A 20,030-nucleotide genomic window follows, 5' to 3' on the forward strand; every position below is an offset into this window, starting at 1 on the left:
GATCTCACAGGCGCTGAAACTCTCGCGGCGAACACCTACCAGGCGCTGAAACTCTCGCGGCGAACACCTACCAGGCGCTGAAAATCTCCCGCCAAACACCTACCCGCCAAAGCGCGAAGTCCGCCCCTTGTCCTATACACACCGCGACACATTGTCGGCTTGACTTTGCCTATATCCACCCAATTGCTGTAAAGTTGACGCCAAGGTCAGCTTTTCTCAAGCCAGGCCAAGAATCAAAAGAAAGGGCAGGCCCCAACTGCCCAGAGGATCAAGCATGTCCAACCGTGATATTTCCCGGCGCGCCTTCCTGCAAGGCGGCCTGATCGCTGGTGTCGGCGTGACCATGGCGCCACTTGGCAGCCAGGCCTTCGCCGCGTTGATGGAGGAGCGCGTTACCACTTCGCCGCAGAAGTGGATGAACCACGACGGCAAGGCGCGTTTCCGTAACGATGCCTTGTCCAAGGTCTGCGGCGACAAAGTGTTCGCCCGCGACATCCGCGCCAAGGACATGCCCGGGTGGCCCGCGCAGCAGGGCCATGCGCTGCTGCTCAAGGCCACCACGGTTGATCGTATCTATGCCGGGCATGACCTCAGCCTGCTCGGCACCGACCTGCAGCCGGACCGCATCGTCACAGCCGCCGACCTCGAACAGGACGGCATTGCCTGGCCCGAGGCCCATTCGCCCGACCCGCTGCTGCCGCCCGGCAAGGTGCCGATGTTCATCGGCCACCCGGTGGCGATCCTGATCTGGCACGACTTCGAGCGCTTCCGCCAAGCCAAGCGCAAGCTGCAGTTCAATCAGCAGGCGATCCGTTACGGTGCCCAGGCGCCGCTGTACCAGCGCGACCCTTATGGCAGCTTCCGCTTCGTGCGGGTGGGCGGCGCCACGCCGTTCGACGACGATGAGTTCTCTAGCCTGAAGAACTCCATGCTGTTCCCCACCATTCTCAACCGCAAGCCGGTGTGGTCGAAGCAGCCCAACCAGCACGGCGACCTGACCGAGCAGGGGTTGTTCTACGCCAAGCGCATGGCCGAGCAGCTGGACAACCCGCCCGAGGACTGGCTGGTGTTCGACGAGCGCTACAAGACGCCGTCCATCGAACCTGCCGCGCTGGAACCGGACAACGGTAACGGCTGGTATGACCCGGCCACGGGCACGCTGCACTTCGTGGTCGCCACTCAGTGCCCGTTCGAAGTGGCGCAGGAATGCGTGCACATGATCAAGCCGTCGCGCTTTGCCCTGAACACGCTGAACATGCATCCGGGCTATACCGTGGGCTATGGCTCAAAAGACAACAACATCTTCGTCTTCTATGCCGCGGTGGCTGCGCTTTACGGCGCCGGCGTGCCGATCCGCCTGGCCAACGACCGCTACGAGCAGTTCCAGAGCGGTATCAAGCGCCATGCCTTCGATATCCGCTACCAGCTGGCGGTGGACAAGAAGGACAACAGCTTCAAGATCTTCCGCGCCGACATGAGCTGCGACGGCGGCGGGCGCATCAACTACAGCCCGTCGGTGGCAGCCGTGGGCGCCACGGCAGCGCAGTCGATCTACTACATGCCACAGAACGACCTGTCGGTGACCGCCTACTATTCCCGTGGCGTCGAGGCCGGCTCCATGCGCGGTTACGGCACCCTGCAGAGCATGGCGGCCACCGAGATGATGGTGGATGAGATCGCCGGCCGCCTGGGCGTCGATGCCATCGACCTGCGCCGCGCCAACGCGCTGAAGTCGGGCATGAAGAACACCCAGGGTGCGGTCCCGGCCGGCGCCCTGCGCCTGTACGAGATCCTCGACAAGGCCGCTGTGCACGAGTGGTGGCGCAACCGCGATGCACGCAAGCAACAGATGGACGCCAAGGACCCGGACCACTGGTACGGCGTCGGCTTCGCCATCTGCCAGAAGGACTTCGGTACAGGTTCCGAGGCGCCGATGGCCAGTGTCGAGTTCAGCGCCGATGGCCGCATCAGCCTGCGCCATATCGGCACCGAGCTGGGCACCGGCATGTCCACCTCCCAGGCTTTGGTGGTCAGCGATTTCCTCGGCCGTTCGGCCGACGAGGTGAAGACTGCAGTCACCGAATGGCCAGAGCTGCAATTGAGCACCAGCGGAAACCCGTACCTGATCAGCCAGCCGGAGCAGGACGCCGCGCTGCGCAACCCGCGCTGGGTCGGCAAGCTGGCGTCGCCATCGTCGGCGACCAACTCGGCGTTCTACTTCAGCCATGCCACCCGCGAAGCGGCGCGTGTGCTGTTCAATCATGGGTTGTGGCCGGCGGCCATGGCGATCTGGAGCCAGGGCCCGCACGGCGGCCAGGCCAACCCGTTGGTGGTGCGCCGTGAAAATGCGGTGTGGGTCAACGGTGAGCTGACCGGCAACGGCCTGGCGCCGATTCCGTTTGCCCAGCTGGCGCAGAAGGCCCACGACATGGGGCTGGTTACCGGCGTGAGCGTGCACGGCTTCAACCGCTGGAGCTGGGCCGAGGCCGACTTTGTCATCGATGGCGTGCGCGAGCGCTTCCCGCTCGATGCCATGGCGGTGAAGTACGGCGATGGTGCGGTGAATGCCAAGAAGGCGCAGATGGGCAGCCATGGCTATCACCTGCTCGACCGGCAGAATGCGGCCTACCCCGACACCCAGCTGAACAACGCCATGGTCACCTACTACAGCCCGGTGGCGACCATCGTCGAGGTCAAGGTCAACAAAGGCACCTTGGAGACGCAGGTGCTCAACCACCACAGTTGGGTCGAGTGTGGCCGGGTGCTGGTGCCGGAACTGGTCAAGGGCCAGCTCGAAGGCGGTATCGCCATGGGCATTGGCCATGCACTGACCGAAGAAATGCCGTTGTACGAGGGTGGGCCCGGGGAGGGCGACTGGAACTTCAACCGCTACCGCCTGCCGCATGCGCGCGATGTGGCGGTGTGGCAGCAGACCAGCGAAATCCTCCCGCCGCTGTCACCGACCGACCCCTCCAAGGGCATCGCCGAAGTGGTGATGATCCCGGTCGTCGGTGCCATCGGCAATGCCGTCGCGCATGCCATCGGCAAGCGCGTGCGCGATCTCCCCATCACCCCAGCCCGTATCAAGGAGGCCCTCAATGGCTAACCGTCCACTGCAACTGACGCTCAACGGTCAACCGGTCGGGCCGGTCGAGGTCCCCGCGGACCTGGCGATGATCGACTACCTGCACGAACACCAGAACCTCACCGGCTCGCGCCTGGGTTGCGGCCAGGGCATCTGCCACGCCTGCGTGGTGATCGTCGACAACCCCGACGGCACCAGCGAAGAAGTGCGCACCTGCATCACCGGTGCGCATTACTTCGAAGGCAAGAAGGTTCGCACCATCGAAGGCCATGCCAAAAAAGACGAGGCCGGCAACCTGACGCTCAACCCGATCCAGCAGAAGTTCGTCGACCTGTTCGCCTTCCAGTGCAGCTACTGCGCACCAGGCTTCGTCAACGCCGCAACCGTGCTGGTGGAAACGGCCCAGCGCCAGCCGCTGAAGAAGAGCGAAGTGGAAGACCGCATCGAGGCCAGCCTTGGTCACCACATCTGCCGCTGCACAGGCTACGTGCGTTACTACGATGCCACCCGCAAGGTGCTCAACGATCTCGGCCTGGTCAAGGAGGGTTGAACATGGGCTTCGTACGTAGCGCCTCGGCATTGGCCCTCGGGCTGGCGGTCAGTTCGTTTGCCTTGGCGGCCGACGATGCGCAGGTCAAGCGCGGTGAATACCTGGCCCGCGCGGCCGACTGCATGGCCTGCCATACTGCCGAAGGCGGCGCGCCGTATGCGGGCGGGCTGCCGATCCATTCGCCGTTCGGCACCATTTATGGCAGCAATATCACCCCGGACAAACAGTACGGCATCGGTAACTACAGCGCCGACGAGTTCTTCGCCGCAGTCACCGAGGGTAAGCGCAAGGACGGCGCCAACCTTTATCCTGCGATGCCTTACACCTCGTACCACCTGATCAAGCGTGAAGACTCGGACGCGATCCTCGCCTACCTGATGACCATACCGCCGATCAACCGCCCGGCACCGCAGACCGCGTTGCGCTTCCCGTTCAATGTGCGCATGGGGCTCAGCGGCTGGAACATGCTGTATGGCAAGAGCGTGCAACTGCAGCCGACCGAGGGCAAAAGCCCGGCCTGGCAGCGCGGCCAGTACATGGTCGAGGTCATGGGCCATTGTGGCGAATGCCATACCCCGCGCAACCCGATCGGTGCGCTGCAGCAGGACCAGCGCCTGAGCGGCGGCCTGCTGGGTGGCTACCTGGCGCCAAGCCTGCTGGCCCAGGACCTGGCCGAGCGCGGCTGGACCCAGCCGGACCTGACCACCTTCCTCAAGCACGGCATCAGCGCCCAAGGCAGCATGTTCAACGAGATGTTCCCGGTGGTGCACCACAGCACCCAGCACCTGGAAGATGCAGACCTTGCGGCCATGGCCACCTACCTGCTGGGTGACCAGCCGCCGCCGGCCAAGGCTATCGAGGCCGTTGCCCTGGAGCAGATGAGCGACAGTGCCAAGCGGGGCCACCAGCAGTACCTGAACGTCTGCGCCGGCTGCCATGGTGTCGACGGCGAGGGCAAGCCGCACATCGCCGTGGCCATGCGCGGCAACACCGTGCTGCGCCAGGCCGACTCGCGCAATCTGGTCAAGGTGGTCCTCGAGGGCATCCGTGAACAGCAGTTCACCGGCTTCGAGCGCATGCAGCCGATGCCGGGCTTTGCCGACAAGCTTGATGACCAACAGGTGACAGATATGGTCAACTACCTGCGCCAGGCCTGGGGTGGATTGCCCGGCGACCTGAACGTACAGCAGCTCGCCGAGCTGAAGGCGGAGTAAAGCGTGCAGCATCTCGATCTCCAGGTGATCCGTCAGGCTTTGCAGTGGTCCTGCAACGGCCAGCGGGTATGGTTGTGCACGGTGCTCGCCACCTACGGCTCGGCGCCGCGTGCGCCGGGTTCGCTGCTGGCGGTCAACGCCAGCGGCCAGTGGCTGGGCTCGCTGTCCGGTGGCTGTGTCGAAGACGACTTTCTCGAACGCGTGGCCCTGGGGGAATTCCCGGAGCCGGTTGCCATCGTGCGTTATGGCGACGGCAGCGACCCGCGTTCGCGCGTTCGCCTGCCGTGTGGCGGTGTGCTGGAAGTGCTGGTGGAGAACCTGCCGGTTGAATGCGAGGTGCAGGCGCATCTGCGTGAGTTGGAACGTGCGCTGCTGGGCCAGCGCCGGGTACTGCGTGAGGTGAGCCTGCCAACGGGTACCCGCCAGCTGCTCGATGACCATAGTCAGGGGCCACGGGTCGAACGGGAAAATGCCCGGGTGCGCTTGCGTGTCGGCGCCGCCCAGCGGCTGCTGCTGGCCGGCTATTCCAGCGTGGCGCATTTTTGCGCCGAATTCGGCAGGGGGCTGGGTTTTGAGGTCATCCTTTGCGAGCCGCGTGACGAAGTACTCGACGGCGTAGTGCTGAATGGCATAGAGGTGCGCCGCGAGCTGCCGTCGGAATTCATCGCCAATGGCGGTTGCCATGCCGATACGGCAGTGGTGGCATTGACCCATGATCCAAAAATCGATGACCTGGCCATGCTTGAAGCCGTGCGGACCGAAGCGTTCTACATCGGCGTAATGGGCTCCAAGGCCACCTCCGACAAGCGTCGCGAACGCTTGCAGCGAATTGGTGGCCTGGGTTGCGACGAGCTGGCGCGCATCCATGCGCCGATTGGCCTGAACCTGGGCAGCAAGACCCCGGCCGAGATCGCCCTGGCGGTACTGGCCGATATCCTTCGTGCGCGCAATGGCATCGAGCGGGCGGCGCTGTGAGCGTGGTTGCGTTGGTATTGGCGGCAGGCAGCAGTGTGCGTTTCGGCGCTGACAAGCGCCGTTCGCTGCTGGCTGACGGTCGAAGCTTGCTGGTACACAGCGTAGAGAGCGCCTGCGCAGTGTTCGATGATGTGCGGGTGGTGTTGCGTGAAGGGGAGCGAGGCGTGGACCTGGGGTTGCCTGCGCGGTGCAGGGTGGTCTCCAGTCCGGATTTCACATTGGGCATGGGCCATAGCCTGGCGGCCGGTGCCGCTTCGCTGGCTGACAGCGAGGCGCAGGCAGTAGCGATTCTGTTGGGTGATATGCCCTGGGTGGCGTCCGCGACCCTGGATTTGCTTGCACGCGAGGCCAGTGGGTCAACGATAGTCCTGCCTTGTCATGCTGGACGACAGGGCCATCCGGTGTTGTTCGGGCGCGATTTCTGGCCGGCGCTTGCCCGGCTGAAGGGTGATGAAGGGGCGCGTTCGGTGGTCAAGGCCAACCCAGCGGTTTGCGTCAGGCTAGAGGTGCAGGATGCCGGTGTGTTGCAGGATGTCGATAGGCCGGATGCGGTGCGCCCTTGAATGCGTTCGTCAAAGGCTATTCATCTTCTTCGCCAGTGAGTTCATAGGGTTCGAGTTCGCTCAGTTGGGAAAGCAGCACCAGATGCTCCACTGCCTTCAGCTTTTCAAGACGCTCAAGGCTGTCTGGGCCTCCCAGCATCAAGGCGGGGACAAAGCCATACATTTCGTCTGAGCCCAGGGTGCCGAGCCGTTCCCTGGCAGGTTCGAACAGGTCGTCGAAGTAGACGCACTCGGTCATCAGCCACATGAGCAAACCGTGGATCTTGTTGTCCCGTTCTTCGTCGCCTGAGCTGTGAGCGCCATCGAGGTAACGGGAATGGTAGGCCGCGATGGTCAGCACCGAACCGGTTTTCTCACCCCATAGGTACAGGTCGCCAAAAGCGCTGCGGGCTATGAGGTGATAAGTGTCGCATGCTTCGAAGTGCGTACCTGCCAACCAAGAGGCCACTACACCCTGGTATTCCTGAGGATTTACAAGCCAGAACAAGCCGCCGCCGTAGCCGCACCAGCCGTGGTCTTGCCAGTATTCAAGGAGGCGATTGGGGAGTTTGCCTTGGTAATGATCGACAGCGGCAGGTGGTACGGGTTGCTGGCCGATGGGTTCGCCGAAGGTTTCCAGGAAAATGCTGAAGATGACATCCATTCGTTTAGGTCCTTTTGTGTGCTCAGAAGTCAGAGAAGCTGTAGGGTTCGAGTTCGGTGATTTGAGACAGCAAAATTAAATGCTCTATTGCTTTAAGTTTTTCCAGGTTTTTGAGGTCGGGGCGCCCTCCCAGCATCAATGCAGGAACAAATGCATATATCTCATCTTCTTTCAAGATGCCCAGCTTTTTCTTCGCGGGCTCAAAAAGGCTTTCAAAGTCGTTGTGTTCTTTTTTTCTTGATAGAAAGAAGCTTTGGACCTCTCTGGTTGCTTCCGTTTCAGTGAGTGTGCAGTTTTCACCTGTGTAACGGGACAGAAGACTTATGATTTTTACTGAAAAGCCACTGTTCTCTCCCCAAAGATACAGGTCGCCGAAAGCGCTTCTGGCAATCAAGTGGTAAGTGTCCCGGTTTTCAAGGAGGGTGCCCTCGGTCCAGGATGAGACAACGCCCTCATACTCCTGTGGATTAACCAGCCAGAATATACCTTCGCCAAAACCACACCATCCATGCTCTTTCCAGTATGCAAGTAACAACTCTGGAAGTTTTCCGTTATAGCGATCAATGCTGGAGGGGGGCACCTCTCGACGCGAAAAAGGCGCGCCTATATTGTCAAGGAATATGGAGAATACCTCATCCATTTGCGATGCCTCTTATCGTTAGCACTTATGAAGTCTTACATTCATGTAAGTCGAGTGGGTGCCGAATTTCGGCGATTTTTCCGCAGCCTCTTTTATGCTGGCTAGTCTGTTTCGCCATTGAGCACCAATGCTGGAGTTGACTTGCCTGTCGCCAAAGTCTGAGATCATGTCTCTGCCACCCGCGCTTAAGTCGGGATTGTGTAGCGCGGCCAAGGTGGCCATCGTCTCTTTCGCCTTTATGGTCGACAGTCTAGTTGCTTCTGCTGGGCTCATTTCGGCGAGCAGCTCCTTGTTGATTCTTTTTTCCAACCGGTCTTGTAGATCCCTGCGTGCAGCGCGTGCGACCGTAGGGTCACGCTTTACAGGATTGGCAACATTCTCCAAAAACTCCTCAACCGTCAGCCGATTCAACCCATCCTGTTGCCCCTTCAACTGCCGTTCAAACTCGCCATGCTTCGATGCTGACAATTTATCCGCCTTGAAACATGCCACCGTATGCAACGGCATGCTACCGGGCTTCCCTGTGGGGTGCTCCTTGTCATTTCCCGCCTGCCGATTCGGCTGAACTGGCTGCGGATCATCCATCGCCCCTTTGCGCCGCTCCGGCACCTGCAGATCCGGCCGTTTCTTCAACCCCTCTTCATGCTGGAGCATCCATTGCCCCAACCGCGCGCCTTTGCGGCTGGCCGCCATCTCCTGGGCCAGCACTCGGGCATCGCCGCGCCCGCGGGTGAGGTACGACACGATCGCCCCCAACAACAGCACCACGACTTCCACATGGCCTTGAGCAATTTGATGCGTGGCCCGGGATATCGCATAGGGGTCGTCCCGGCAGAACGGGCCGGTGCCTTCATTGCCGCAGGTACCTTCCCAGGCGAAGCGGATGCCATCGACGTAGTACTCGCCGATACGCGGTAAGCCCTCGACGAAGAACTCGGCAATGGAGGCCAGCCCCAGCGCTCCGAGGATCCAGCCGCTGACCTTGAGGCCCATGGCCGCGCCTGCGCCAGCGAACGGAATGGTTCCGGCGCCGCCGGCGAATGCGCCTACCCCCGCGCCAAGCAAACCACCGGTAATGGTGCTGCCGGCGACGATCATCGCCATCTGCTGCACGACCCTCAGCAGTTCGTCGATGATGCTGTTGATGTCGAGGTCGGCGAAGCGCTGGCGTAGCATGTTCGCCGCCTGCCATTCGGCGTGGTAGAAGGCTGTGCGGACAGCTTCGATCCGGCGCAGGTTGAGGCCCAGCGAGGCGACCTCTTCATTGAGGCCGGTGCGGAACTGGCCACCGCTTGGGTAGCCCACCACGGCGATGACACGTGACTCGATCTCGTGCCAGGAGGGCACGAGGTAATCCAGGTACATGAGGTGTCTCCCTGACAGCGCGTGCAGGGGGAAATCCCATCATGGATTCGGATCAGAGGTTTCTAGATCAGTTGTAGGAAAAGGCGACTTCGTTTCTGTTGTGTTCGAGAAGCTCGGGAATTGGCGTTGAGGCTGCGAGGGGCAGGGTGGCGACCCGCGCGGAGATCGATCTCCCCCAAGCCCTCCCCAAAAGGTCCATAATCCCCCCTTAATCCGCCCAAGGTGCAATACCAGCCACACCACTCCGGGAGCCCCACCATGCACGTTCTGCTCTGCGAGGACGACGACCTGATCGCCGCCGGCATCTGCGCCGGCCTCACCGCTCAGGGCCTGACCGTGGACCGGGTTGGCAACGCCGCCGCTGCGCGAGCGATGCTGCAGGCCGCGCAGTTCGACGTGATGATCCTCGACCTCGGCCTGCCCGACGAAGATGGCCTCAAGCTGCTGCGCCGCCTGCGCGAAAAAGGCGAGACCCTGCCGGTACTGGTGCTCACCGCCCGCGATGCCGTCACCGATCGTGTCGATGGCCTGCAGGCCGGTGCCGACGATTACCTGCTCAAGCCCTTCGATCTGCGCGAGCTGGCCGCACGCCTGCATACCTTGCTGCGGCGGGTGGCCGGGCGGGCGGTGAACGTGATCGAGCACGGCCCGCTGCGCTATGACCCGAGTAGCTGCGAGGCGACCTTGGCCGGCCAGCATGTCGACCTGTCCCGCCGTGAGCAGGCCCTGCTCCAGGCGCTGCTGCAGAACCCCGGGCGCGTGCTGTCCAGCGAGCAACTGAAGGACTGCGTATATGGTTTCAGCGACGAGGTCGAGAGCAACGCCCTGAATGTGCACATCCACCACCTGCGTCGCAAGCTGGGTAACGGCATTGTCGAGACCGTGCGTGGCCTGGGCTACCGGCTGGGCCCGGCGCAGGCACCGCAAGAGGCCGCATCATGAGCCTTCGGGTACGCCTGAGCCTGATCCTCGGCAGCGCCTTCGTGATCATCTGGGCGCTGGCCGCGGCGTGGATGCTGCGTGACCTGCGCCAGCAGATGATGTTTTCCCTCGACCAGCGCCTGGTGGCGTCGGCGCGTATGGTCGCCGGGTTGATCGACCAGTTGCCGCAGCCGCTGACTGCCAAGGGCGGGGAGGCGCATTTTTCCGCCGACCAGTTCAGCGTACCGGACGGCATGGCCTGCCAGGTCAGCTCGCTGCGTGGCGAGATCCTCGCCAGCAACCACAAGCACGATGGCGCCATGGACGACGAGCGTAGCGGGTTCCGTGACCAGACCATCGACGATGCGCTTTGGCGCACCTTTACCTACAACCACGGCGATGTGCGCATCACCACGGCCGACCGGCACATGGAGCGCGAGGCGCTGAACCAGTCGATTCTGCTGGCGGCATCGGCGCCGGTATTGATGGCCCTGCTTGGCAGCCTGGGGCTGTTGTGGATCGGCCTTGGCAAGGGCCTGGAGCCGCTCAACCGCATGCGTGATGCCTTGCGCCGCAGGCGTGCGGACAGTGTCGAGCCGCTGCAGGTGGCGGGCATGCCCAGCGAGTTACAGCCGTTGCTGGAGACCCAGAACCAGCTGTTCCTGCGCATTGCTCAGACCCTCGAGCGTGAGCGGCGCCTGACCGACGATGCCGCGCATGAACTGCGCAGCCCGTTGACCGCGATCAAGACCCACCTGCAGGTGGCGCGCATGACCGACGGTGCAGTGCGCGAGCAGGCGCTGGAACATGCCGAGCAGGGCACCGACCGCATGCACCGCACGCTTGAGCAGTTGCTGATGCTGGCGCGGGTGGAAGGCAGCCTGTCGTTTGAGGATGGCGTGCAGTGCAGCGCCGAGCAGGTGGCGCGGCAGGCGATGCAGGATGCGGGCGGCGGCGACAACCGGCGTATCGTGCTGCGTCTGCCTGAGGAGGCTACGCAAATCTACCTGGGCATGCCGGCACCGTTGGCGGTGGCAGCACTGCGCAACCTGCTGGACAACGCCTTGCGTCATGGCGGTGATGAAGCTGTAGAGCTGGACGTGCAGATGGCAGACGGCCAAGTGGGCTTCATGGTGCGTGACCATGGGCCAGGGATTGCCGAAGCGGACCTGGAGCACCTGACCGAGCGCTTCTGGCGTAATGGGCAGAGTGGTGGTTGCGGATTGGGGCTGGCGATAGTGCAGGCAATCGTGCAGCGGTGTGCCGGTAGCCTGCGCTTTGACAGCCGTAGTGACGGCTTGCGGGTCTTGTTGCGGGTACCGGCGCGTCCGGTGCATTGATGTTTATTGCCTGTGCTGGCCTCTTCGCGGGTGAACCCGCTCCTACGGGGGGCGGTCTGTGGGGCGGGTTTGTCTGTGCTGGCCTCTTCGCGGGTGAACCCGCTCCTACGGGGGGTGCGGTCTGTGGGGCGGGTTTGTCTGTGCTGGCCTCTTCGCGGGTGAACCCGCTCTTACGGGCGGTGCGGTCCTTGTAGGAGCGGGTTTACCCGCGAAAGGGCCGGCACAGACAAAAATAAAATCCAGTAACAACCGCTAAATCCTCCCCCCACTCAAGCGTTTCCAAAGCGATAACCGCCCATCCGCTTGCTTGCGAGGATTCACCCATGTCCACCGCTTCCAGCCTTGCCCAGGTTGCACCGGCCAGCTTGCCGCAACCCTTGTACGAATTCACCGATTCGCCTTTGCTGCAACGCCAGCAACAGCAGGAATCCAACGCCCGCAGCTACCCGCGGCGCATCCCGCTGGCGCTCAAGCGCGCCCGGGGCATCCATGTCGAAGACGTCGAAGGCCGCCAGTTCATCGACTGCCTGGCCGGCGCTGGCACCTTGGCCCTGGGTCATAATCACCCGGTCGTAGTCGAGGCAATCCAGCGCGTGCTGGCTGACGAACTGCCGCTGCATACACTCGACCTGACCACACCGGTCAAGGACCGTTTCGTCCAGGACCTGTTCGGCATCCTGCCCGAGGCGCTGCGTCGCGAGGCCAAGGTGCAGTTCTGCGGCCCAACCGGTACCGACGCCGTTGAAGCGGCGCTCAAACTGGTGCGTGGTGCAACCGGGCGCAGCACCGTGCTGGCCTTCCACGGCGCCTACCATGGCATGAGCCAGGGCGCGTTGAGTCTGATGGGTAGCCTTGGCCCCAAGCAGCCACTGGGTGCGTTGCTGAGCAGCGGCGTGCAGTTCATGCCGTACCCCTACGACTACCGCTGCCCGTTCGGCCTGGGTGGTGAGGCCGGGGTCAAGGCCAACCTGCATTACCTGGAAAACCTGCTGCTCGATCCGGAAAGCGGCGTGCCGCTGCCCGCCGCCGTGATCCTCGAAGTGGTACAGGGTGAGGGCGGGGTAATTCCGGCCGACATCGAATGGCTCAAGGGCGTGCGGCGCATTACCGAGCAGGCGGGCGTGGCGTTGATCGTCGATGAGATCCAGAGCGGCTTCGCCCGTACCGGGCGCATGTTCGCCTTCGAGCACGCCGGCATCGTGCCCGATGTGGTCACCTTGTCCAAAGCCATCGGTGGCAGCCTGCCGCTGGCGGTAGTCGTCTATCGCGACTGGCTGGACACCTGGAAGCCGGGCGCCCATGCCGGTACCTTCCGTGGCAACCAGATGGCCATGGCGGCGGGTTCGGCGGTGATCCACTACCTGGTCGAGCATCGCCTGGCCGAGCATGCCGAGGCCATGGGGCTGCGCCTGCGTCAGCACTTACAGCAATTACAACGCGACTATCCGCAATTGGGTGATGTGCGTGGGCGTGGCTTGATGCTTGGGGTCGAACTGGTGGAGCCGCAGGGCGAGTGGGATGCCTTGGGGTATCCACAGGCCAACCGAGAGCTGGCGGCCAAGGTGCAGCGCGAGTGCCTCAAGCGCGGGTTGATCCTGGAACTGGGCGGGCGGCATGGCGCGGTGGTGCGCTTCCTGCCGCCGTTGATCATCAGCGCTGAGCAGATCGATGACGTGGCGCAGCGCTTTGCAGAGGCGTTGATCGCGGCAGTCTGAACCTTTGTCAGGGCCGCGTTGCGGCCCATCGCCTGCGCCAATGGCCCATCAAGATCAGGTTGCCGTCACGCCGGTTACCAGCCGCGTCCGGAGTCTACCCAGAAGTTCACGGACAGCGACGTGGACACTGACTCTACCTGGTGGAACCAGCCCTCGGGCAGGAACAGCAAGTCGCCGGCCTGCAATACCACACGCAGGAAGGGCACCTTAAGGGCTTCGGGGAAGCGTTCGTAGTCGGGGGCATCGGGGTTGAAATCGCAGCCGTCCAGGCCGCCCTTCGGGCTGGTTGACCAGGTGCCCAGTGCGGCGCGATGGTGCGGTGCTGCCAGAATGAACGATTTCTGCCCCCAGACCTGGGCGAACAGGTTGTCGGTGTCATCCCGGTGCAGGGGTGTAAGGGTGCCTTTGGGACCGATCCAGATGCGCGGTGGAATGAAGCGCTGGCGATCGAAGTAGTCCGGGTAGCGGATCAGAGCCTGCAGCTTTTCCGGCACGATATTGTTGCCCATGTAGGCGGGCGGCTCGCCGGGCTTGGCCGGCTTGTCGAGCGAAGCGATGAAGTCGGCCATGGGGGTGGCGCGGAAGTCGCGGTCGGTAGAGAACGTCTTCTTCACGTAGTCACCATGCCGGGTGATGCCCTGCAGCTCGGCAAAGTGGGCCAGCGAAGCGTCACGGCCCATGGTGAACAGCGGCCAGTCGCCAAGGGCATCGCTCAGCACCACTGGCACGCCCGTTGAAAGGTGTTCATGGTGAAACCGCGACGGCGGCATTTCGGCCCGTGACAGGCGTTGTACCTCATGCAGCGCGGGTTGGGCTGCCGAGACCTCCTCGCTGTAGCGTCCTGGCGTGGGGTAGCGCTGGTTCATCGCGGCCTTGCTGGCGGTCGTGCCCTGCCGCGCGCTGCTGATAACCTGCGGCAGCAGGGTCGCCAGGCCCATGTTGCCGGTTATTTTCAGGCGTCCGCTGGCGAACAGCTCCTCTACGTCGACAGCGCCCGCCATGATGCCGAGGAAGTCATCCTGGGCCACTTCGATCGTGACGTCCGGAGCCTCATGCCGGCCCCCCCCCGTGCATGGGTTGTCGCATACCTCCGACCAGTAGGCGAGCCCCTGGCCGAAGTCGAACTGGAACACGCCTTCGATACCGACGGCATGGGCATTGACGAACAGTTTTTCGAGTATGCGCTGAAAGTCCACGGTAAGCCTCGTCGGTTGTCGTTGTGCAGGGTTGGCATGGGTGCGTGTGGCCGGGCCCGGGTTGTCAGGCGCGCGGGCGCTGGCGCAGTACGTCGACCAAGCGGTCGATTTCCGCTTCGGTATTCAGCAAACCCGGCGCAGTGCGCACCACTGGCCCGGCATCGCGCGAGACGGCGTCGACGATGATGCGTTGGCTAGTCAGGTACCTGGCCAGCGCGTCGGCATCCTGGCCTTTGCCGCGAAAGAAGGTGAAGCCCGCCGAATGGGTGCTGCTGCGCGGCGTCACCAGTTCGATGGCAGGCAGGCTTTCCAGCTGTTGCTTCAGGTAGTCGTTGAGGGCGTGGATGCGTGCCTGCACGGCAGCCTTGCCGGTTTGCAGGTGCAGTTCGAACGCCTTGCCCAGGGCCCAGCGGTGCTCGAAGGCGTGGTAACCGCCCGGGCTCATGATGGTGGCGAAGTCTTCGTTTTCGGAGAAGGTGGCGATGCTCGGGTGCAACTGCCCCAGCGCCGAGGATGCAGCGCAGATGATGCCTGTCCCGCGGGGGCCGAACATCCACTTGTGGGTCCCGGATATGAAGTAGTCGCAGTTCAGGTCGGCGAAGCGCATGTCCTCGACGCCAAAACCGTGAACCCCGTCGATGACATACAGGATATGGTCGCGTTCGTCCCTGTTCTGATTGACCTCGCGTACGAGCGCACCGATTTCGCCAACCGGCAGTTTCACCCCGCTGCCCGAATGTACCCAGGTCATGCCCAGCACGCGCGTTTGTGGGGAAATGGCGGCCCGCACGGTACCCAGCACCTGGTCGGTGCTCACCTGCCAGGGTTGCTCGAACAGGCGTAGCCTGCGTACCGGGTTGCCATCGCGGGCGCTGCGGTAGTTCATGGTCTGCCGTGCGGCGGAATGCTCGTGCACCGTGGTCAGGATTTCCTGGCCGGGCGCCAGCTTGATGCCGCCATAAATCAAACCCAGGCCCTCGGTAGTGCTGCCCGTCAGGGCAATCTGGCGTGGCGCCACCTCCAGGTAGCGTGCCGCCCATTGGCGTACCTCAGCCTCGTGCTTCCACTCCGACTGGGCATCCCAGTCGACCATCAGCGCCGGGTGACGGTCGAAACGTGCACGCAGGGCCTCGATGGCTTCGCGTACCGGCCTTGGATGAGAGGTGATCAGGAAGTTGGCGAAGTGCGCATAGTTTGGGTCGAGTTCGAACAGGCGGCGAAAATCGGCCCATCGTTGGTTGCCGGCGCTCGGTATCGGCGTGGCGGCCTCGGCAACGGGTAGCAGATGGCTGGCGAGGGGCAGGCCGGCGGCGAGGATGCCGGCCCTTTTGAGAAAATTGCGGCGGTCGTTCATAAAGGTGCCCAATGGCTTAGCGCAGTGAAGTGTCGGTACCGCGGGCGGCGCTCTGTACCTGTGCCCAGACGCGCAGGAAGTTGCCACCCCAAAGCTTGGCGATGTCGGCTTCGGAGTAGCCGCGGGTAAGGAGTTCGGCCGTTACGTTGCGTGCTTGGCTGGCGTCGTGCCAGCCGTCGATGCCGCCGCCTTCGTTGAAGTCCGAGCTGATGCCTACGTGGTCTATGCCGAGCTTGCGCACGGTGTAATCGATGGCATCACCGTAGTCCTTCAGGGTCGCTGGCGGCTCCTGTTCGAGGATTGCATAGAGTTCGTTGGCATATTGCCCGACCTTCTGCTCGGGCCAGCCGGCTATGACCGGGTCGCCAGGCATCAGCGCGTAGTTCAGGTCAGCCAGTGGCGGCAGCGCGTAGCGGGCACGCAAGGCATTGAGCTTTTCCTGGGTCTGCGCGCTGAGCGGCTTGAGGTAGCTGGAGAACGCGACCAGTTGCACGACCCCGCCGCTTTCCTTGATCAACTGCATTTCCTTGTCGGACAGGTTACGGTTGATATCGACCATGGCCCGTGGTGCCGAGTGCGACGCCACCACCGGAGTACGGCTGAGCTGAATGACCTGGTTCAGCGCCTTGCTGGACATCTGCGAGACATCGATGATCACACCCAGGTCATTGAGCCGTTGTACGGCGCGCTTGCCGATGGGGGACAGACCCTCGAGCGCATCGACAGTGTCATTGAAGAACGGTAAGGGGCGAGACGAGTCGGCCCAGCTGTTGTTGCCGACGTAGCTGAAGCCGAACATGCGCACCCCGCGTGCCGCCCAGCGGTCGAGCTGGTCGATATCGTCCCCCAGCGCATACGCATTGAGCATGCTCAGGAACACCGCGAACTTGCCTTCGCCGTGCAGGCGCCGCATGTCCTGTGGGGTGTAGGCGATGGCGACGCGTTCGGGGAAGTCGCGCACCATTGCGGTGATGGCGTTGTAGCGCACTTCCTGGGTGTGGCGGGCGGCCTCGACGAAACCTGGCGTGGGGCGATGCGGGCTGTTTGCGCCCGTCCAGGATTCGGGCCAGGCAAAGATGGTCAGCGCCGCGCCAGACAACCGCCCTTGGGCAGCCTTGGCCAGGTCGAAGCGGCCCGGTCCGTCCTTGTCGGCTTCGCTGCCTTCGTTGCCGAAGTCCAGCGGCAAGGTGACATGGCTGTCGAACGAGATGATGCGTTCCTGCAAGTCGTTGGCTTGACGAACGACTTCCCGGGAGTAGCCGCCAGGGGCCGCGAAATGGTACCAGGCAGCCAGACCGGCACCCGCGGCGACTGCCGCAGCCAGGCTGATGTACAGGGCTTTTTTCCAGCGTGGTGTCGTCATCTTGGTCTCGGTAGGTTCGCCGTCGAGGGAGGGCACAGAGGCCGTCGCTACCTGGGGTGAACGAGTCGACACGGAGGAAATTTAGCCGCCCCGGCCGCGGCGTTAAATTTCAGTGCAGGTACAACGTTCTAGCCTTGGACGGGCCGTGCTCCATGGCCGCAATGAAGGCGCAGGTAGTTGCAATGACGATTTCTCGACGCGGGTTCATCGCTGCTGTGGCATTGACGGGCGTAGCGGTACCCGGAGCGCTGTATTTACAGCGCCAGCGGGATGCCGAGGCGTTTCCGGAAACGCCTGGCGAGGCTGTTGTCGAGTTGGCCGATACCCGCCTGCAGCAGCTGGGCGACATCCTGCGGGGCATCTGGCGCTGGACTGCACATGGCAAGGATGCCCAACTGCTGGGTTTGCCCGACGGGGAGCTGGAATTGTTTCTGGATGTCGCCAGCAATGGCCGGGGGCTGCGAGGTTACCTGGACACCGCCGAACGCCTGCGCAGTGAGCAGGAACCCCGTTATCGGGTCATGGGTGACTTGCTGACGGACAAGCCCGGGATGTTGCGCTGGCGGCTGTTTTCAACCGAGCCCGGTGCAGGGCAGGCGCGCTATGAATGCCATGTGGTGCTCGATGAGGTCTGGGGCGCCTATGGCAATGCCGGGCCGGCAACGCTCAATGGTCGTATCTCGGCCCTGGACCGCGCCCTGTCTCTGCCTGTTCTGGACAATGGCTTCCTGGCCTTGAAGCGGCCTTTCCCGGAGGCTCGCGAACGTACGCCGCTGTCGCCACAGCTGCTGGCGTGGCTCATTTCGCCGGAGCATCGGCTGTTCCACCAGCTATGGCACGCATCGCGGGACAAGTGGCACAAGCTGGAAGAGGACAAGCAATCCGCCCTGCGTGGCTTGGGCTGGCAACCCGGGCCGCGTGGCCAGGAGCGTGATGCGCGTGGCCGGCACAAGGATCGCAACGGTTCCGGAGAGGACTTCCTGTTCATGCACCGGCACATGCTCGGCAGTGCCAGGGCCCTGCAGGACCTGCCTTCGTGGACGCGGTTCCCGCTGCCTCAGCCGGAGCTCGAGCGTGACCGCATCGGTTTTGCCCGTTACTTCGACAACCACGACGGCAATGCCTTGCCACCGACCTGGCTGGCCCATGACGACCAGGAGTACACCCAGTGGGTACGCGACATCAAAAGCCCGGATACCTTCCACGGCAACTTTCAGGTCTGGGAGTCGCGCTACAGTGATCCGGAATATCTGAGCAAGCTGACCTTGGGGCAGTTCGGCTCAGAACTGGAGCTGGGCCTGCATGACTGGTTGCACATGCGTTGGGCGGCGGTGCCGCGCGACCCGTCCAACGGTATGCCGGTGCCTGCTGCACGTACCCCGGGTGATTTCGCTGAGCGCTGGTTCGAAGCACGCAACGATTTTCTCGGCGACCCGTTCTCGTCACATGTAAACCCGGTGTTCTGGCATTTTCATGGCTGGATCGACGACCGAGTCGACGATTGGTTCCGAGCCCATGAGCGGGTCCACCCGGGTGAGATCCGCCGCTTGCAGGTGAACGGCGTGCCCTGGTTCGCACCCGGGCGTTGGGTGGCGGTGGCTGACCCGTGGCTGGGTCCCGATACCCATGGCTGTTCGACGGTGCCGGGCTTGCGGCCCGGTCGAAGCGTCGAAATGGACCCGGAAACCATGAAGCTGGCGTTGCGCATCATTTATGGCAACGAAGACCTCTTTGCCCGGCTGCAACCACGGGTGCCGCAGCGCCCCTGGTATGCCCGCAATCTCAAGGTTGTACGGGCGTCGGATTGACGGTAAGCACAGCGCAGGTGTGCGTTGCTGAGAATCATTATATTTTGTAAGATCGCACGCTGATATCACTCAGTTCTGCATCTGCCCCAGCGCGGGTGTGCAGACGATTCCAGGTGTGTTTGTGGAACGTTACTATCGTGAGTTGGTGAGTTTCCTGTCCGCGCGCTTGGGTAACCGTCAGGCGGCAGAGGATGTTGCCCACGATGCCTACCTGCGGGTACTGGAGCGAACGGACAACGGGCAGATCGAGCATCCGCGCGCATTCCTGTACCGTATCGCCCTGAACCTGGTGATCGACCGTCATCGTCGCCATCTGGTGCGTCAGGCCGAACCGCTTGAGATACTCGACAGTGATGAGGGCGGGCATGTGCCGGCGCTGGCGCAGGAACTGCAGCTCAACCAACGCCTGGCCCTCATGCAGCGGGCGCTTGACGAACTGACCGGCCCCTGCCGCGAATGCTTCCTGCTGCGCAAGATCGAAGGCCTTTCACATCTGCAGATCGCCGAGCGGCTGGGCATCTCCCGCAGCCTGGTGGAAAAGCACATCGTCAATGCCATGAAGCACTGCCGGGTGCGCATGCGGCAATGGGAATCCTGATTGCCAGGTTAAAGGCAAATGCAAATTCCGTCAGTCAATCACTTGATTTATGCGGCTTTCCCGACTTCTATCAAAGAAGACCGTTGCCGGGCATGGCCTTGGCATTAGCCGTTATTGGCGCAGTATGGTCATGGAGCGTGCCCATTACCCAATGGCCTAGGTCCGACCATGGTAAACAAGACCCTGCGCATTCTCATCGCCGATACACACCCGTGCCAGCGCCTGCAGCTGGAGCGGTTGCTCAATGGTTTGGGCTATTACCGGATAGCCCCAGTGGCCAGCTTCGAGGAGCTGCAGCGCCTGGTGCAGTGCGCCTTGCAGCCCTTTCACCTGTTGCTGGGCAATATCGAGCTGGCCAGCCATTGTGGCGTCGATCTAGAACGCTTCTGCCGTGTCAGCACACAGATCCAGCATGCACTGCTTTACCATTCCAGCCAGTTGAAAGTGCCAGCAGTGCCGCAGGCCGAGCGCCAGGCGGTCAGCCTGAGCCTGCCTCAGGCGCCCGATAACGAGGCGCTGGAGACGTTCATGGCAATCATCGACGCACCGATGGTGGTCGGCAGACTACCGCTGCCGGGCACCCTGCCGGCCAGTACAGCGCGGCCACGGCCGCGAGCCAACTTTGCGCATACGGTGTTCAACCGCTAGCGGTACCACCGGCGGGGCAATCGGGCAGCTATTTGTTATGCTCTTGCCCTTT

17 protein-coding genes are annotated in these 20,030 nt (G+C 62.9%); 11 read left to right on the plus strand and 6 right to left on the minus strand.

Going from position 1 to position 20,030, the window contains the following annotated elements; translation table 11 throughout:
* The first annotated feature begins 274 nt into the window (after positions 1-274).
* The 5 genes from BJQ17_RS20885 to BJQ17_RS20905 are packed head-to-tail and all read left to right on the plus strand — an operon-like array spanning position 275 to position 6,387.
* Positions 275-3,106, plus strand: a complete 2,832-nt coding sequence (locus tag BJQ17_RS20885) for a xanthine dehydrogenase family protein molybdopterin-binding subunit (RefSeq protein ID WP_019750819.1) — start codon at positions 275-277, stop codon at positions 3,104-3,106.
* Positions 3,099-3,635 (plus strand): (2Fe-2S)-binding protein, encoded by a 537-nt coding sequence (locus tag BJQ17_RS20890; protein ID WP_003254265.1) that lies wholly within the window; start codon positions 3,099-3,101, stop codon positions 3,633-3,635. Before BJQ17_RS20885 ends, BJQ17_RS20890 begins: the two co-directional genes overlap by 8 nt.
* A gap of 2 nt (positions 3,636-3,637) precedes the next feature.
* Positions 3,638-4,849, plus strand: a complete 1,212-nt coding sequence (locus BJQ17_RS20895) for a cytochrome c (RefSeq protein WP_003254263.1) — start codon at positions 3,638-3,640, stop codon at positions 4,847-4,849.
* A gap of 3 nt (positions 4,850-4,852) precedes the next feature.
* A complete protein-coding gene (locus BJQ17_RS20900; RefSeq protein ID WP_003254261.1) occupies positions 4,853-5,824 on the plus strand; it encodes an XdhC family protein in 972 nt (323 codons plus the stop codon).
* A complete protein-coding gene (locus BJQ17_RS20905) occupies positions 5,821-6,387 on the plus strand; it encodes a nucleotidyltransferase family protein (protein ID WP_004576177.1) in 567 nt (188 codons plus the stop codon). Before BJQ17_RS20900 ends, BJQ17_RS20905 begins: the two co-directional genes overlap by 4 nt.
* Before the next feature lie 16 nt (positions 6,388-6,403).
* On the opposite strand, the gene BJQ17_RS20910 is transcribed toward BJQ17_RS20905, so the two are convergent.
* From BJQ17_RS20910 to BJQ17_RS20920, 3 genes are read right to left on the minus strand one after another with little or no spacing between them, the layout of a single operon-like run.
* A complete protein-coding gene (locus BJQ17_RS20910; protein ID WP_003254259.1) occupies positions 6,404-7,030 on the minus strand; it encodes a GAD-like domain-containing protein in 627 nt (208 codons plus the stop codon).
* 22 nt (positions 7,031-7,052) lie between these two features.
* Positions 7,053-7,670: a GAD-like domain-containing protein gene (locus tag BJQ17_RS20915; protein ID WP_070096579.1), complete on the minus strand. Its 618-nt coding sequence runs from the start codon at positions 7,668-7,670 to the stop codon at positions 7,053-7,055.
* An 18-nt stretch (positions 7,671-7,688) separates the two neighbouring features.
* Positions 7,689-9,035 carry a DUF6861 domain-containing protein gene (locus tag BJQ17_RS20920; RefSeq protein WP_070096580.1) on the minus strand — a complete coding sequence of 449 codons (1,347 nt, stop codon included), beginning with the start codon at positions 9,033-9,035 and terminating at the stop codon, positions 7,689-7,691.
* Positions 9,036-9,293: 258 nt separating this feature from the next.
* On the opposite strand from BJQ17_RS20920, the gene BJQ17_RS20925 reads away from it, so the two are divergent.
* From BJQ17_RS20925 to BJQ17_RS20935, 3 genes are all read left to right on the plus strand, one after another.
* A complete protein-coding gene (locus BJQ17_RS20925; RefSeq protein WP_004576176.1) occupies positions 9,294-9,977 on the plus strand; it encodes a response regulator transcription factor in 684 nt (227 codons plus the stop codon).
* Entirely contained in the window at positions 9,974-11,296 is a 1,323-nt protein-coding gene (locus tag BJQ17_RS20930) for an ATP-binding protein (RefSeq protein WP_003254253.1), read from the plus strand. The genes BJQ17_RS20925 and BJQ17_RS20930 overlap by 4 nt, the downstream gene beginning before the upstream one ends.
* A 323-nt stretch (positions 11,297-11,619) precedes the next feature.
* A complete protein-coding gene (locus tag BJQ17_RS20935; RefSeq protein WP_054889238.1) occupies positions 11,620-13,011 on the plus strand; it encodes an aspartate aminotransferase family protein in 1,392 nt (463 codons plus the stop codon).
* Positions 13,012-13,085: 74 nt separating this feature from the next.
* Here BJQ17_RS20935 and BJQ17_RS20940 read toward each other — a convergent pair whose 3' ends face one another.
* From BJQ17_RS20940 to BJQ17_RS20950, 3 genes are all read right to left on the minus strand, one after another.
* Positions 13,086-14,207, minus strand: coding sequence for a cupin-like domain-containing protein (locus tag BJQ17_RS20940; protein ID WP_003254249.1), 1,122 nt, complete (start codon positions 14,205-14,207; stop codon positions 13,086-13,088).
* 64 nt (positions 14,208-14,271) lie between these two features.
* Positions 14,272-15,561: an aminotransferase class V-fold PLP-dependent enzyme gene (locus BJQ17_RS20945; RefSeq protein ID WP_070096581.1), complete on the minus strand. Its 1,290-nt coding sequence runs from the start codon at positions 15,559-15,561 to the stop codon at positions 14,272-14,274.
* Positions 15,562-15,577: 16 nt separating this feature from the next.
* Positions 15,578-16,924 carry a dipeptidase gene (locus BJQ17_RS20950; RefSeq protein WP_070096587.1) on the minus strand — a complete coding sequence of 449 codons (1,347 nt, stop codon included), beginning with the start codon at positions 16,922-16,924 and terminating at the stop codon, positions 15,578-15,580.
* A 182-nt stretch (positions 16,925-17,106) separates the two neighbouring features.
* Here BJQ17_RS20950 and BJQ17_RS20955 point away from each other — a divergent pair, with 182 nt between their 5' ends.
* The 3 genes from BJQ17_RS20955 (at position 17,107) to BJQ17_RS20965 (ending at position 19,978) form a co-directional block, all read left to right on the plus strand.
* The gene (locus BJQ17_RS20955) at positions 17,107-18,732 is read left to right on the plus strand and encodes a twin-arginine translocation signal domain-containing protein (protein ID WP_070096582.1); all 1,626 of its coding nucleotides are present in this window, start codon (positions 17,107-17,109) and stop codon (positions 18,730-18,732) included.
* A 121-nt stretch (positions 18,733-18,853) separates the two neighbouring features.
* Positions 18,854-19,330 (plus strand): sigma-70 family RNA polymerase sigma factor, encoded by a 477-nt coding sequence (locus tag BJQ17_RS20960; RefSeq protein WP_003254241.1) that lies wholly within the window; start codon positions 18,854-18,856, stop codon positions 19,328-19,330.
* A 168-nt stretch (positions 19,331-19,498) separates the two neighbouring features.
* A complete protein-coding gene (locus BJQ17_RS20965; protein ID WP_012051716.1) occupies positions 19,499-19,978 on the plus strand; it encodes a hypothetical protein in 480 nt (159 codons plus the stop codon).
* The last annotated feature ends 52 nt before the right edge of the window (positions 19,979-20,030 follow it).

The sequence above is a fragment of the Pseudomonas sp. NBRC 111139 genome (assembly GCF_001753955.1).
GTDB classification, from domain to species: Bacteria; Pseudomonadota; Gammaproteobacteria; order Pseudomonadales; family Pseudomonadaceae; genus Aquipseudomonas; species Aquipseudomonas alloputida.